Origin of the sequence: Flavonifractor sp. An112, from assembly GCF_904377885.1 — a bacterium.
Classification (GTDB): Bacteria; Bacillota; Clostridia; order Oscillospirales; family Oscillospiraceae; genus Flavonifractor; species Flavonifractor avicola.
Genome location: NZ_CAJFGT010000026.1, coordinates 1 through 14,569 on the forward strand (window position 1 = coordinate 1; position 14,569 = coordinate 14,569).

Annotated in this window: 14 protein-coding genes; 7 read left to right on the plus strand and 7 right to left on the minus strand. The window is 59.9% G+C overall.

All coding sequences use genetic code 11. The annotated features are described in order from the left end of the window. From IHN22_RS05525 to IHN22_RS05540, 4 genes are all read right to left on the minus strand, one after another. Positions 1-949, minus strand: a 949-nt coding sequence (locus tag IHN22_RS05525; RefSeq protein WP_191434013.1) for a phosphoenolpyruvate carboxykinase (ATP), incomplete at its 3' end; no start/stop codon positions are given. A gap of 186 nt (positions 950-1,135) precedes the next feature. Continuing rightward, positions 1,136-1,999 carry a 16S rRNA (adenine(1518)-N(6)/adenine(1519)-N(6))-dimethyltransferase RsmA gene (gene rsmA, locus IHN22_RS05530; protein ID WP_191434015.1) on the minus strand — a complete coding sequence of 288 codons (864 nt, stop codon included), beginning with the start codon at positions 1,997-1,999 and terminating at the stop codon, positions 1,136-1,138. Between the two features lie 58 nt (positions 2,000-2,057). After that, positions 2,058-3,314, minus strand: a complete 1,257-nt coding sequence (locus tag IHN22_RS05535; protein WP_191434018.1) for a sensor histidine kinase — start codon at positions 3,312-3,314, stop codon at positions 2,058-2,060. Next, positions 3,311-3,988, minus strand: a complete 678-nt coding sequence (locus tag IHN22_RS05540) for a response regulator transcription factor (protein ID WP_191434020.1) — start codon at positions 3,986-3,988, stop codon at positions 3,311-3,313. Before IHN22_RS05540 ends, IHN22_RS05535 begins: the two co-directional genes overlap by 4 nt. A 206-nt stretch (positions 3,989-4,194) precedes the next feature. Between IHN22_RS05540 and IHN22_RS05545 the strand changes: the two genes are divergently transcribed. The 7 genes from IHN22_RS05545 to IHN22_RS05575 all read left to right on the plus strand — a co-directional run bounded on the left by IHN22_RS05545 (position 4,195) and on the right by IHN22_RS05575 (position 12,324). After that, positions 4,195-6,000 carry an efflux RND transporter periplasmic adaptor subunit gene (locus tag IHN22_RS05545; protein ID WP_191434022.1) on the plus strand — a complete coding sequence of 602 codons (1,806 nt, stop codon included), beginning with the start codon at positions 4,195-4,197 and terminating at the stop codon, positions 5,998-6,000. Positions 6,001-6,011: 11 nt separating this feature from the next. After that, positions 6,012-6,743 (plus strand): ABC transporter ATP-binding protein, encoded by a 732-nt coding sequence (locus tag IHN22_RS05550; RefSeq protein ID WP_191434024.1) that lies wholly within the window; start codon positions 6,012-6,014, stop codon positions 6,741-6,743. Next, a complete protein-coding gene (locus IHN22_RS05555) occupies positions 6,740-7,921 on the plus strand; it encodes an ABC transporter permease (protein WP_191434026.1) in 1,182 nt (393 codons plus the stop codon). Before IHN22_RS05550 ends, IHN22_RS05555 begins: the two co-directional genes overlap by 4 nt. A 19-nt stretch (positions 7,922-7,940) precedes the next feature. Beyond that, positions 7,941-9,950: an S-layer homology domain-containing protein gene (locus IHN22_RS05560; RefSeq protein ID WP_191434028.1), complete on the plus strand. Its 2,010-nt coding sequence runs from the start codon at positions 7,941-7,943 to the stop codon at positions 9,948-9,950. A 124-nt stretch (positions 9,951-10,074) separates the two neighbouring features. Beyond that, a complete protein-coding gene (locus IHN22_RS05565) occupies positions 10,075-10,968 on the plus strand; it encodes a DUF5655 domain-containing protein (protein WP_191434030.1) in 894 nt (297 codons plus the stop codon). A 140-nt stretch (positions 10,969-11,108) separates the two neighbouring features. Next, positions 11,109-12,119, plus strand: coding sequence for an SPFH domain-containing protein (locus IHN22_RS05570; RefSeq protein WP_191434032.1), 1,011 nt, complete (start codon positions 11,109-11,111; stop codon positions 12,117-12,119). Between the two features lies 1 nt (position 12,120). After that, the gene (locus IHN22_RS05575) at positions 12,121-12,324 is read left to right on the plus strand and encodes a PTS ascorbate transporter subunit IIC (protein WP_087331103.1); all 204 of its coding nucleotides are present in this window, start codon (positions 12,121-12,123) and stop codon (positions 12,322-12,324) included. Positions 12,325-12,368: 44 nt separating this feature from the next. Here IHN22_RS05575 and IHN22_RS05580 read toward each other — a convergent pair whose 3' ends face one another. From IHN22_RS05580 to fabF, 3 genes are all read right to left on the minus strand, one after another. Beyond that, positions 12,369-12,821: a MarR family transcriptional regulator gene (locus tag IHN22_RS05580; protein ID WP_087331105.1), complete on the minus strand. Its 453-nt coding sequence runs from the start codon at positions 12,819-12,821 to the stop codon at positions 12,369-12,371. Positions 12,822-12,882: 61 nt separating this feature from the next. Beyond that, entirely contained in the window at positions 12,883-13,317 is a 435-nt protein-coding gene (gene fabZ, locus IHN22_RS05585) for a 3-hydroxyacyl-ACP dehydratase FabZ (RefSeq protein WP_087331107.1), read from the minus strand. 3 nt (positions 13,318-13,320) lie between these two features. Continuing rightward, positions 13,321-14,562 (minus strand): beta-ketoacyl-ACP synthase II, encoded by a 1,242-nt coding sequence (gene fabF, locus IHN22_RS05590; protein ID WP_191434034.1) that lies wholly within the window; start codon positions 14,560-14,562, stop codon positions 13,321-13,323. Positions 14,563-14,569: the final 7 nt, after the last annotated feature.

The window sequence follows — 14,569 nt, forward strand, 5'->3', positions numbered from 1 at the left end:
AGTCACAGTGGCCGTTCTCGTCCACGGTGACGTTCTCCAGCAGAGCGTTGCGCTTAATGGCATTGTAGATATCGGGCTCGGACTCCTTATCCAGGTTGATGACCTTGGCGTAGCAGCCGCCCTCGAAGTTGAAAATGCCGTTATCATCCCAGCCGTGCTCGTCGTCGCCGATGAGCAGGCGCTTGGGATCGGTGGACAGGGTGGTCTTGCCGGTGCCGGACAGGCCGAAGAACAGGGCGGTGTTCTCGCCATTCATGTCGGTGTTGGCAGAGCAGTGCATGGAGGCCATACCCTTCAGGGGCAGGAAGTAGTTCATCATGGAGAACATACCCTTCTTCATCTCGCCTCCGTACCAGGTATTCAGGATAACCTGCTCCCGGGAGGTGAGATTGAAGATGGCGGCAGTCTCAGAGTTGAGACCCAGTTCCTTGTAGTTTTCCACCTTGGCCTTGGAGGCATTGTAGGAGATAAAGTCGGGCTGGAAGTGTTCCAGCTCCTCCTCGGTGGGCTGGATGAACATATTTTTCACAAAGTGAGCCTGCCAGGCCACTTCCATGATGAAGCGGATGGCCATACGGGTATCAGCGTTGGCGCCGCAGAACACGTCCATGACGTACAGCTTCTTATTGGACAGCTCCTGAATGGCCAGCTGCTTGCAGGTATCCCAAGCCTGCTGAGAAGCGGGCTTGTTGTCATTCTTGAATTCATCGGAGGTCCACCACACGGTGTCTCTGGAGGTGTCGTCCATAACGATGAACTTATCTTTAGGAGAACGGCCGGTATAGATGCCGGTCATGACGTTAACGGCGCCCAGATCCGTGACCTGGCCCTTATCATAGCCCTCCAGCTCAGGCCTGGTCTCTTCCTGGAACAGGACCTCATAGGAGGGGTTGTGGAGGATCTCGGTGACGCCGGTGATGCCGTATTGATTCAAATCAATGTTTGCCATAATGCATGACCTCTTTCCCGTATTGATCTCTCTGGGGCTCTGGCGGGGCGGACAAGCCCCGGAAGTTACAAATCCCATGGGATAATCATACACAGATTTGGGCACAATGTCAATTCCCCTGTGCCAGGCGATTTTGCAATTTTCTTTCCCGGCAGTTTCAATCTGCCTTTTGAAGTACCAGGAACTTCAAGCTCCAAGCGCCCGAAGCGCACGGGCCAGAAGGGCAAACTCTTGGATGCCCAGCCGCTCGCCGCGGACCCCCTCAGGCAGTCCGGCGTCGGCAATGGCCTGCCGCAGCTGTTCCTTGCTCAGCTTGTCGCCGAAGGCGGCGGACAGACCATTGAGCAGGGTCTTGCGGCGCTGGGCAAAGGAGGCGCGCACGACCCGGAAGAAGAAGTCGTCCTCCACCAGGGTCTGTACCGGCTCAGACCGGGGCACCATGCGGATTACCGCCGAGGTCACCTTGGGGGCAGGCAGAAAGCACTCCGGAGGCACTTCAAAGAGATACTCCGGCTGGGTGTAGTACTGGCAGAACAGAGAGAAGGCACCATAATCCGCCGTACCGGGATCGGCGCAGATCCGTTTGGCCACTTCCCGCTGGATCATTACCGTGATGGAGGCAAAGCAGCCTGCCTCAATGAGGGCGGTAATGACAGGGGTGGTAATGTTGTAGGGCAGGTTGGCGCAGGCCACCGGGGTGAGGCCGGGAAACTGTTCCGCAGCCAGGGCGGCCAGATCCAGTTTCATGGCGTCCCCGGGGATGACAGTCACATTGTCAAAGGGAGAGAGGGTCTCCGCCAGAATGGGCAGCAGATCCCGGTCCAACTCAATGGCAGCTACCCTGCCTGCCCGGCGGGCCAGCTGAACGGTGAGAGGACCGATGCCCGGTCCGATCTCCAGAGCGCCGCAGGTCTCGTCGGCGCCAGAGGCGTCGGCAATGTCCTGGGGCACCCAGCCCTGAATGAGAAAATTCTGGCCCATGCTTTTGGAAAAACGAAAGCCGTGGCGGCCCAACAGGGCCTTGATGTCATTGCTGTTGCAGAGATCCATAATCCACCTCGCACACGTATTGACATCAGTATACGGGAAACAGAATGAAAATACAAGCCTACCGCCGGGGCAGCAGGACGGTAAAGGTGGTGCCGCTGTCCGTGGTGCTGGTCACGGAGATCCTGCCCCGATGGGTTTCGGTAATGCTCTTGGCGATGGCCAGCCCCAGACCATAGCCCCCCTGAGCCCGGTCCCGGGCGGCATCCGCCCGGTAGAACCGCTCGAATAGGTGAGGCAGGTGTTCCGCCGGAATGGGAGCGCCGGTGTTGTGAACGCTGAGGCGCAGCTTGTCCTGCTGGCGGGTCAGCGTAATCCGGACCTCCGGGTTGGGTGGACCGGCGTATTTCACCGCATTGTCCAGCAAAATACGTACCAGCCGCCGCAGCTGCCCCTCATCCCCGGTGAGTGTCAGCTCTGGATCGATGTGGGACTCCAGGGCCACCCCCGCCTCAAAGGCCACCGGTTCAAAGGGGAGCAGGCAGCCCTGAACCAGCTGGCTCAGATCCACCTGGGTGGGATGGGTAGGCAGCCGGGCGCTGTCCGATTTGGCCAAAAAGAGCAGGTCCTCCACCAGCCCCTTCATCTGGCGGGCCTCCTCCTGGGTGTAGCTGAGCCACTTGGACTGGCTGTCCACCCTCTCCGACGGATGGGCCAGCACGATCCCGGTATTGGCCAGAATCACGGTCAGCGGTGTTTTCAGCTCATGGGAGGCGTCGGCCACAAATTGCCGCTGCTGTTTCCAGGCCTTTTCCACCGGCCGGAGGGCCAGGGAGGCCAGAAACAGACTGACAAAGAAAAAGGCGGCCATGGCCAGCAGCCAGATGAGCAGACAGGTGAGGAAGAGGGTGCGCAGGGTGCTGCGCTCCCAGGACAGATCGGCAAAGGCGATACGGATGGTGCCGTCAGGCTTTTCCTCCATCAGAAAGCGCAGGCCCAGACCGGACAGCACGCCGCTGTTCTGTTCCGCGTCCATGGCCTCCCGGGCGGCCTGGGCGGCGGTCTCCTCCGAAACGTCCACATGGCCTCCGTCGTTGATGGATACCACCGTCCCATCCTCCACGGTGACGGAAAAGACGGGGATCATGGAGGCGTTGGCGTCTCCGTATCGGTTCTCCTGCTCCGGCGGCGAGCCGATCTCAAACCGGGGCGGCAGCTCGTCGTCCCCCCGGTTCAGCGCCATATGGAGGGCGGCGGCACCCTGGTCGGCCAGCCGCCGGGCGTTGGAGGTGAGCAGCAGAACAAAGACCACCGTCAGCACCAGCCCCACCAGCAGCAGGTTGATGAGGATGAATTTCCACCGCAGCCGCCGGATCATGATACGGGCACCTCCAGGTAATAGCCCACCTTCCGGACGGTGCCGATACTCACATTGGATTCCAGAAACGTGAGCTTTTTGCGCAGAAAGGAGATATATACCTCCACATTGTTGTCCTCCGCATCGGAATCCAGCCCCCAGACCCGGGCGATGATATCCTCCTTGGGTACCACGGCCCGGGGATGGACCATCAGCTGCCGCAGTACATCAAACTCCTTAAAGCCCAGACGCACCGACTTGTCCCCCTGCCGCAGACAGCGGGTGGACAGCTCCAGGGTCAGGTCCCCGGCGGCGAGCTGTTCGCCGATGACCTCCCCCTGCCGGCGGGTGAGGGCCCGCACACGGGCCAGGAGCTCCCCGATGTCAAATGGCTTGGTCATGTAGTCGTCGGCGCCGTGGTCCAGACCGGCGATCTTGTCCGGCATCTCATCCCGGGCGGTGAGCATGAGGATGGGGGTGGACACATGGGCGTGACGCAGGCGGCTGGCTACCTCAAAGCCGTCCAGCTTGGGCAGCATCACGTCCAGCACGATCACGTCGTATTGCTCCGTCAGGGCATAGTCCAGCCCGTCGGCCCCGTCATATACCACATTCGTCTGATAGCGCTGCTCCGCCATGATCTGGCCCAGGGCCTCCGCCAGCCGGCGCTCGTCTTCCACAATCAAAACTCTCATAGGTAAGATCCTTTCCTGTTTGGTATGCGTATTTGTTGAGCAAAGGATACCGTTCCATCCTGAAATTTATCTGAAAATATGATAGAAAAATGGAAAGAAAAAAGGATTTACAGAGTGTTAACAATTTCAGCACTGGATTTTTCAGGGTAATTTCAGATTGACAAATTATACTGACCCAGAATCCGGAACAGACGGGAGGACCCACCATGGAATGTGCAGAAATCATGCCCCAGGAGACCCCACAGGTCCCAAAGAAGGCCCGGCGTAAGTTTCCCATCAAGCGGGCCGTGGCCCTGGTTGTGGCGGCAGCTGTTGTCGTAGGCGGCGGTTTTGGCATCAAGACCCTTTTCTTTCAGAATGAGACTCAGACGGCCCTGACCGAGACCACCACCTATGGCAGCCTGTCTACGGTCATTGAAGGAACAGGTACCACCATGCCGGCGGACAGCGTTACTTATACCACAGCCTCCACGGCGGAGATCACCGGGGTCTATGTGTCCGCTGGTGATACAGTGGCGGCGGGAGACCTGCTCTATACCCAGGACGACTCTGAGTTGGATGAGGAGATCGAGGGCTATCAGGACGAACTGACCGAGCTGGAGAATACCCTGTCTGACGCCTCCGATCAGCTGTCTGAATTAAATGAGCGGCTGGCTGACCTGACTGTGACCGCACCCTTCTCCGGAAGAATCACCGATGTGACCGTCCGGGCGGGGGACAGTGTGGGATCGGGTACCAAGCTGGCTACCCTGGTGGACGACAGCAAGATGACCCTCACCCAGTATTTCAGCTATGCCTACGAGGACCAGATCTATGTGGGCATGAAGGCGGGAGTGTCCATCGCCAGCCTTATGACCACCCTGGATGGCACGGTCACCGAGATCAAGAAGGTGGACCGGGTTACCGCCGAGGGTACCCGCTGCTTTGCGGTGACGGTGACGGTGGATAATCCGGGGGCCCTCAGCGAGGGTATGACCGGCGCGGGCTACCTGCTGACCGGCAGTGGGGAGAAACTCTATCCCGCTGTGGAGGGCACGCTGGAACCCTATGCCAGCGAGGCCATCACCGCCACCGAGAGTGGCAAGCTGACGGCAGTCAACGTGGATGATTATGAGACGGTGACCGCCGGGGCTGCCCTCTTTGTCATTGACGGCTCCGATCTGGAGGACCAGGTGGAGACCACCCAGCGGAGCATTACCCAGACCCAGGAAAAAATCACCCAGACCCAGGAGAAGATCACCGAAGCGGAGGAGAAGCGCTCCGACTACCAGGTGACGGCAGAGATCGACGGTAAGATCATCATGGTTGGGGTACAGGAGGGGGAGGCCCCCCGGCAGGCGGGGCAGACCGCAGTGACCCTCTACAACCTGGACTCCATGACCATCACCGCCAACATTGACGAGCTGGACATTGACAGCATCACCATGGGCATGGAGGTGGACATCACCCAGTCCGGGGCGGAAAGCGACACCCACTACACCGGAACAGTGACCGCCATCAGTTATGAGGCCACCAATACCAACGGCGTGGCCTACTTCCCCATCACCATTACCATTCCCAGCGAAGGGGCCCTGTCCGCCGGCGTCAATGTATCCTACACCATCACCGTGGGTGACGAGTCGGAGGGTGTGCTTGCCCCCATTGCGGCGCTGAAGAGCACCAGCGAGGGCACCTGCCTCTTTGTGAAGGCGGATACCAGACCGGACAACGCGGTGGATCTGGAGGACGGCGTGGTGCCAGACGGATTCTATGCCGTTCCGGTGGAGACCGGGGTGTCCAACAGCCAGTATGTCCGCATCCTCTCCGGCGTGGAGGAGGGGGTGGAGGTATTCACCCGTTATCAGCAGACGGCCCCCTCCGGCGGCGATACCACCAGCCAGAGCGGTGAGGAACAGGGCTTTGAGGGTATGGGCGACTTCTCCGGCGGCCGGCCCGGTGGTATGGAGCAGGGCGGCGGCATGATGCCCGGCGGTAATATGGGCGGCGGCATGAGCGGCGGCCCCATGGGCTAGGAGGCGGCGATATGAGTTTGATCCGACTGGACAACGTATATAAGATCTACGGCGAGGGCAAAGAAAACCAGGTCAATGCTCTGGATGGAGTAACTCTGGAGATCAACCAGGGAGAATTTGTGGCCATCATTGGTACCTCCGGCTCAGGCAAGTCCACCATGATGAACATTCTGGGCTGCCTGGACGTTCCCACCCGGGGGGAGTACTATCTGGACGGCATCCCCATCAGCCAGCGTGGGCGGCGGGAGCTGGAGCTCATCCGCTCCCGGAAGATCGCCTTCATCTTTCAGGGCTACAACCTGATCCCCTCCCTCAGCGTGTGGCAGAATGTGGCGCTGCCTATGCTCTACCAGAAGGTGCCGCTGGCCCAGAGAAAGGCGCGGGCTATGGAGGCCCTGGAGCGTGTGGAGATCGCGGCCAAGGCGGACTACCGGCCCGGCCAGCTCTCCGGCGGCCAGCAGCAGCGGGTGGCCATTGCCCGGGCCATTGCCGCCCAGTCTCCGGTTCTGATGGCCGACGAGCCCACCGGCGCCCTGGACTCCAAGACCGGCGCCCAGGTGCTGGCCCTTATGCGGGAAATGAACCGGACGGGCACCATCGTCATCCTCATTACCCATGACAACGGCATTGCCGCCCAAGCTGACCGCACGGTGCGGGTGAAGGACGGAAAGATCGTCCACGACAGCCTGTGGGACGGGGTGCTGGTGGACCTGGACGTGCCGGCAAGGCGGGTGGCGCCGTGAATGCACTGGGTATGGCCCTGGAGTCCATCCGGGAGAAGAAGGGGCGCTCCTTCCTCACCATGCTGGGCATCATCATCGGCGTCACCGCCGTGCTGGTGCTGGTGGCCCTGGTGTCGGGCTATAACGCCGACATCACTGCCTACTATGAGAAGCTGGGCGTCAACAAGGTCAATGTTACTGTAACCTGGTATGACACCAGCCGCAGTGTGGACGTGATGAGCGCCCTGTACGACTACTGCGATGAGGAACTGAGCGACACGGTAGAAGGGGTGAGCCCCGACGTGTCCACCTCACTGCCTATGAAATACCGTACCACTACCCTGGACAGCAGTACCGTATATCTGGGCAGCGACGAATACGCTGTATGTAACAACTACACCCTGGAGAGCGGTCGGGACATCAATGCCTTTGACATTGAACAGCGCAACCGGGTGTGCGTGCTGGGGTCCTACGTGGCGGACAGCCTGTTCCAGTATGCCGACCCCATTGGGGAGACGGTGTATCTGGGGGGCGAGCCCTTTACCGTGGTGGGTACTTACTACCAGAAGGACGGGGGCACCGAGGGGTCCATGGACGATATGGCGGTGATCCCTTACTCCCTGGATCGGGCCATCCTCCAGATCGACTACCTCACCTCCTTTACAGTGAAAGTGGATAAATCGGATAACATGGACGCCGTCATGGCGGATTTGGAGGTCTTTCTGGCCAACACCATCTCCTCCACCGTGGGGGAGTATGAGCTGGAAAACGGCAATGCCGCCATGACTGAGTCTACCGAGGAGATGACCTCCATGAGCGTGGTGCTGGGCGGCATTGCTGGTATTGCCCTGCTGGTGGGCGGCATCGGCATCATGAACATCATGTTGGTCACCGTCACCGAGCGTACCCGGGAGATCGGCATCAAGAAGTCCATCGGCGCTCCCCGGGGGGAGATCATCGGCCAGTTCCTGGTGGAGGCCGCCATCCTCAGCGGCATGGGCGGCGTCATCGGCATATTGCTGGGCTACGGCCTGAGCCTGATTTTGGGCAAAGCCATGTACGATTTGATCCTCTTCCCGGACAGTCTGGTGACAGCTGGGGCCTTTGCCTTCTCGGTGATCATCGGTATTGTGTTCGGCATCTACCCGGCGGTGAAGGCCTCCAACCTCCAGCCGGTGGACGCCCTCCGGGCGGATTGAACAGAAGGAGGAGATTCCAATGAAACGCAAACTCTTGTCCCTGCTGACCGCGGCGGGGCTGTGTCTGGGGCTGACCGGCTACGCCGGGGCGGCCTCCTTTCCCGACGTGAGCGACGCCGACACCGCCCTGGCGGTGGAGGTGCTCTCCGGCCTGGGCATCGTCTCCGGCGGCTCCGACGGCAACTACTACCCGGATCAGGGGCTGACCCGGGCTCAGTTCTGCAAGCTGGCGGTGCTGGCCGAGGGCCACGGGGATCAGGTGACGGGCAGCGCCTACCGCACCCTCTTTTCCGATGTGGCGGGGAGCCACTGGGCGGCTTCCTACATCAATCTGGCCTGTGAGGAGGGCCTGGTATCCGGCTACGGCAACGGCACCTTTGGCCCCGACGACCCGGTGACGGTGGGCCAGGCGGTGACGGTAGTGCTGCGGCTGCTGGGGTACACCACCGAGGATGTGGGCCCCTTCTGGCCGGAGGACTACATGAGCCTGGGAACAAAGTTGGGCCTTCTGGACGGGGTATCTACAGATCCCGACCACGCCCTGACCCGGGGTGAGGCCGCCCTGCTGCTCTACGCCCTGCTGGGCCAGAGCGACAGCACCGGCAAGGACTACATTGACAACCTGTGCGCCTCCAAGGTGGAAAACGCCGTCCTGCTGGATACCGACGCCCGGAGCGGCGACGGGACCGATGGCATGGTGGAGGTGTACGCCAACCAGAACCTGTCCTGGCATGAGCCGGCGGCGGAGCTGGAGGGCCTGGCGGGCAGCCGGGGTACCCTGCTGCTGGACCAGAGCGAACGGGTGACTGGTTTTCTGCCCGACGACACGGTGCGCTATACCCTGATTCCCAACAGTGTCACCGCTAACCGCATCAACGGCAGCTATACCGTCAGCGGCAGTACGGCGGTGGTGATGGAAGATACCCTGACCACCTTTGAGAACTGCTGGTACGATCTGGCCGACTGCCCTCAGCTCACTCTCTACTACAACCAGTCGGGCAATCTGGAACTGGTGGCGGCCACCGAGGGAAACGGCTATGAGGGCGTGACCCTCACGGGTTACTATGAGTCTGCCAGCCCCAACACCGCCACCCCCGACACCATCACCCTGCTGGGGATGGAACTGGAGGTGGAGGAGAGCGCCGTGGACAGCCTGAGCGGCTGTTCGGTGGGGGATAAGATCACCGTTACCCTGGACGGGGACGGGGCGGTGATCTCCGCCGCCGCGGGCGGGCAGACCGCCCTGTACGGGGTCCTGGGGGAGGGACAGGTGGAGCTGACCTGCGGCCTTACCGCCCGGGGCACAATCAGCGGCTCCGCCGGCGCGGGGGACCTGGTGAAGGTCACCTCCAGCGGCGTGGGCAAGCTGTCGGTGTCCCAGGTGTCCGGGGGCAGCAGCCTGAATCTCAACGTGTCCGAGGGGACCCTGGGCTCCATCCCTCTGGCAGATAACGTGCGGATCTACGAGCGGGCTGGGACCAGCGTGGTCACGGAGATCGACCTGGAGGACATCCAGAGTGCCACTGTGAAGGCTTCTGACATTGACTTTTATACCACCGACAGCAATGGCCTTGTCAGTGTGCTGCTGCTGGATGACGTGACGGGGAATGCCTACACCTATGGCCTGCTCACTATGGGCAGCAAGACGGAGGGCAGCGGCACCATGACCTACACCAACCGCACTGTTTCTGTGGAGAACGGCAGCGGTACCACCCAGGAGTATATCACCGGCCAGACCGGGCGTACCGGAGACATGGGAGGCATCGCGGTATCCTCCGAGGGAAAGGCGGTGTCCGTTGTCACCCTCAGCCAGGCGGAGGGGGTGGATCAGAGCGCCTTTGACAGTCTGGATGCGGTGGTGATCGACGGGGTACGGGTGCCCATCAGCGACGCCGCCGAGGGCTATAACAGCGATACGGAGCAGTGGGTCACCCTGTCCCAGGCCAGAGCCTACAGCGATACCTTTACCGTGTACTACAGCGGTACCCTGGGGGTAGACGCCGTGGTTAGAGTGATTGCAACCGAATAACAGGAAAAGAGCGTGCCAAAAAGGCGCGCTCTTTTTCATGCCGGCGCTTGTACTTGTGCCGGGGAATGCTTGTTGCAGAAAGACTGATGCACATGGTACAATAAAAAACAGAGGAGGTCTTATCATGGCGGATTTTAAATTATTTTCCATTCAAAATGGCGTGAACGAATTGCCGTCCTCCCAGGTTGCGTTGGAACGGGAGTTGCAAACGCTTCTGGAGAAAAATATGATGACCTTTTTTGGGGTGACTTTTTTACGATCGGAGTACAAGATCACCAATGGTCGAATGGACAGCATTGGAATTGACGAAAACAATTGTCCGGTCATTTTTGAATATAAGCGGAGTATCAATGAAAATGTGATCAACCAGGGCCTGTTCTATTTGGATTGGCTGCTAGATCATAAGGCAGATTTCAAGCTGTTGGTTATGGAGGAACTGGGGTTGGAAAAAGCAGAGCAGATTGATTGGAGTATGCCCTGCGTAATTTGTATTGCCAGCGATTTTACAAAATTTGATGAGCACGCTGTAAATCAGATGCAACGGAACATCAAGCTGGTGAAGTATAGAAAATACGGCGACGAACTGATTGCCTTCGAGTTCTTAAACACACCTCAGGTACAGCCTGCTGTGGAAGAAATGGCGACACCGGTGAAAAAGGTAAAAGGGGATAAGTCGTTTCAAAAACACTTGGAGGAAACAAGAGAGCAGATCAGGACGCTGTATTTGTCCATTCATGACTACATTCTGTCGCTAGGTGACGATGTTGCAGAAAACCAGCTTAAGCTCTATGTGGCGTTCAAAAAGGTTAGAAATATTGCCTGTGTGGAAGTGTATCAGAACAATATTTTGATACATCTGCGTTTGAATCCGGACACAGTGGAATTGAAACCGGGGAAAATTGAGGATGTCCGGGACAAGGGGCACTGGGGTACTGGAGACCTTCGACTTATTATCAAGAACGGAGATGATTTTGAAAACGTAAAGCCACTGATCGACCGTGCCTATTTTGAGAACTGAAAAGCAGCAGCATGGATAAGAAGTCCATGCTGCTGTTGATTTATCTTAAGAGATCTCGTTATATGGGCAGCCACTCTCTTGACAACCTGATATTTTGATGATATTATTTTGACATCAAAAAGAGAGCTGGAGGTGCTCTTATGGAAGAGAAGATTTTAACCGGCAAGAAAAAGGGTATGCCTATGCTGCTGCTCATTCTGGCTCTGTATGTGCTGGCGGTCATCGGCATCGTGTGGGCCGCCGTTCAGGATGGGGCAGGAGACATGGATGGGATCACGGTGGTCATTCTGGTTGTGAGCATCGTCTGGGCGTCCCTGGGCTGGATCTTCTTGTGCGGCCTGAAGGTGCTCAAGCCCCAGGAGGCCCTGGTGCTCACCCTGTTCGGCAAGTACATCGGCACTCTGAAGGGGGAGGGCTTCTACTACGTCAACCCCTTCTGCTCCGGGGTGAACCCGGCGGCCCAGACCAGGCTGAACCAGAGCGGCGACGTGGATGGCGGCAGCAAGGCGGAGAAGAAGGCGGAGGCCCAGGCGGGCGGCAAGAAGATCTCCCTCAAGATCATGACCCTGAACAACAACCGCCAGAAAATCAACGACTGCCTGGGCAACCCGGTGGAGATCGGTATCGCCGTCATGTGGCGGGTGGTGGACACCGCCAAGGCGGTGTTCGACGTGGACAACTACAAGGAATACCTGTCCCTCCAGTGTGACAGCGCCCTGCGGAACATTGTGCGTATCTACCCCTATGACGTGGCCCCCAACGTGGACACCACCGGCGACGGCATTGCCGACGAGGGCAGCCTGCGGGGCTCCAGCGAGGTGGTGGCCTCCCGCATCAAGGACGAGATCCAGAGCAAGGTGGCTCAGGCCGGGCTGGAAATCATCGAGGCCCGCATTACCTACCTGGCCTATGCCCCCGAGATCGCCGCGGTGATGCTCCAGCGGCAGCAGGCATCCGCCATCATCGATGCCCGGAAGATGATTGTGGACGGGGCGGTCGGCATGGTAGAGATGGCCCTGGAGCGGCTCAGCGAGAAGCAGGTGGTGGAACTGGACGAGGAGCGGAAGGCAGCCATGGTGTCCAACCTGCTGGTGGTACTTTGCGGCAACCGGGACGCCCAGCCGGTGGTCAACTCCGGCAGCCTGTACTGATATGGCGGGCGATGGTAAGAAGCAGGTGCCCCTGCGCCTGTCCCCCAAGCTGTATGCAGCCATTGCGGCCTGGGCAGAGGACGACTTCCGCTCGGTGAACGGACAGATCGAGTATCTGCTCACTGAGTGCGTCCGGCAGCGGAAAAAGAACGGCAAATATGTATCCGATGAGATCGATGTGCCGCCGGAACTGGATATCCAATGAAAAAAGACGTGCTGCCAGGGCAGCACGTCTTTTTTTTGATTGGTTCAGGCCTCGGCGGAGCCCAGACGGATTTCCGGCATCAGCTCTTTGCTGATGATGGAGAGCATCTCCTCCAGTTTGGCACATTCAGCGGGGGTGAACCGCTCCCGCATCCGCTCGGTAACTACGTGTACATAGTCGTTGCTGATGTTGTAATACTCCTTGTACTTTTGGGTTACCTGCAGGTGGTACTCTCGCTTGTCATGCTCCGACTGGATCTTCTGGACATAGCCCTTGCGGATGAGACTGTTGATCTTATAAGCCGCATTGGGCGGGGAAATACGCATAAAGGAGGCAAACTCGTTGATGGTGGGGGACCCCAGGGCCTGGATGGTCTCCATAGCGAAGGTCTCCACCGTGGTCAGGCTGGCCTCCCGGTTCTGGAACCGCTCGAAGATCTCCTGATAAAAGTGAAGTTTAAATTTCGTATACACTATCTCAAATTTCTCTTCCAGCATACCCGTGCCTCCGCATTTTTGATCTTATTCTTATTATAACAAACGGCGGAGGGGAGGGCAATCAGGAATCCTTACCCAGGGCAAAAGTGAGCTCCGCCGTGGCCGCCACCTGTCCGTTGACGGTGGCCTTGGCCTCCCCGATGCCCACCGGCCCTTTCTGCTTGGTGAGGGTACATTCCAGCTCCAGCACGTCGCCGGGGGTCACCTGGCGGCGGAACCGGGCGTTCTTGATGCCGCCGAAGAAGGCGATCTTGCCCCGGTTCTCCGGCAGGGACAGCAGGGCCACCGCGCCTACCTGGGCCAGGGCCTCCAGAATGAGGACGCCGGGCATGACGTGGTACTGGGGAAAGTGGCCCTGGAAGAAGGGCTCGTTGACGCTGACGCACTTGATGCCCTTGGCCCACTTGCCCGCCTCGCCGTCCACGATGCGGTCCACCAGGGCGAAGGGGTAACGGTGGGGCAGGATCTCAGCGATCTGATTGGAGTTGAGTTCCATGGCTTAACCCTCCCACTTCTTGAACAGCACGCAGGCGTTGTGACCGCCGAAGCCCAGGGAGTTGGACAGGGCGTACTGTACGTCGGCATTCCGGCCCTGGTTGGGCACATAGTCCAGGTCGCAGGCCGGGTCGGCCTCCTGATAGTGGATGGTGGCGGGCAGATATCCGTCCTTCAGGGTGAGGGCGGAGAAGATGGCCTCCACCGCACCGGCGGCCCCCAGCATATGGCCGGTCATGGACTTGGTGGAGCTGACTGCCAGTTTGTAGGCGTGGTCGCCGAACACCGTCTTGATGGCGTCGGTCTCGCCGGAGTCGTTCAGGGGGGTGGAGGTGCCGTGGGCGTTGATGTAGCCCACCTGCTCGGGGGCCACGCCGCCGTCGGCCAAAGCCAGGGCCATAGCCCGGGCGCCGCCCTCCCCGTGGGGGGCGGGGGCGGTCATGTGGTAGGCGTCGCAGGTGGCGCCGTAGCCCACCACCTCGGCGTACACCTTGGCCCCACGGGCCTTGGCGTGTTCGTACTCCTCCAGCACCAGGATGCCGGCGCCCTCGCCCATCACAAAGCCGGAACGCTGGGCGTCAAAGGGGATGGAGGCCCGGTTGGGGTCGTCCCCCACATGGAGGGCCCGCATGGTGGTGAAGCCGCCGATGGACAGGGGGGTGATGGCGGACTCGGCGCCGCCGCACAGCATCACCTCGGCATAGCCGTCCCGGATGTGGCGGAAGGCGTCGCCCACGGCGTTGGAGCCGCCGGCGCAGGCGGTGACGGGGCAGGTACACATACCCTGGAAGCCGAAGGCGATGGCAATGAGACCGGCCCCCATGTTGGCGATGGCGGAAGGGATGTAGAAGGGGGAGGCGCGGTCAAAGCCCTTCTCGGAGCAGCGGGTCTGCTCAGACTCGGTAACCCCGATGCCGCCGATGCCGCTGGAGACGATGACGCCGCAGCGGGTGCGGTCGATGGACTCCAGATCCAGACCGCTGTCGGCCACCGCCTCCTTGGCGGAGGCCATAGCCAGCTGGGAGTAGCGGGCCATGTGGCGTACTTCCTTCTTATCCAGCACGGAAGTGGGGTCCCAGTCCTTTACCTCGGCGGCCAGATGGACCTTCTGGGGGGCGGCGTCGTACTGGGTGATGGGGGCGATGCCGCACACGCCGTTGCGGACGGCCTGCCAGGTGTCGGCCACGTTGTGGCCCAGGGGATTCACGGTCCCCATGCCGGTAATGACGACTCTGCGTTTTTCCATAGTTGAT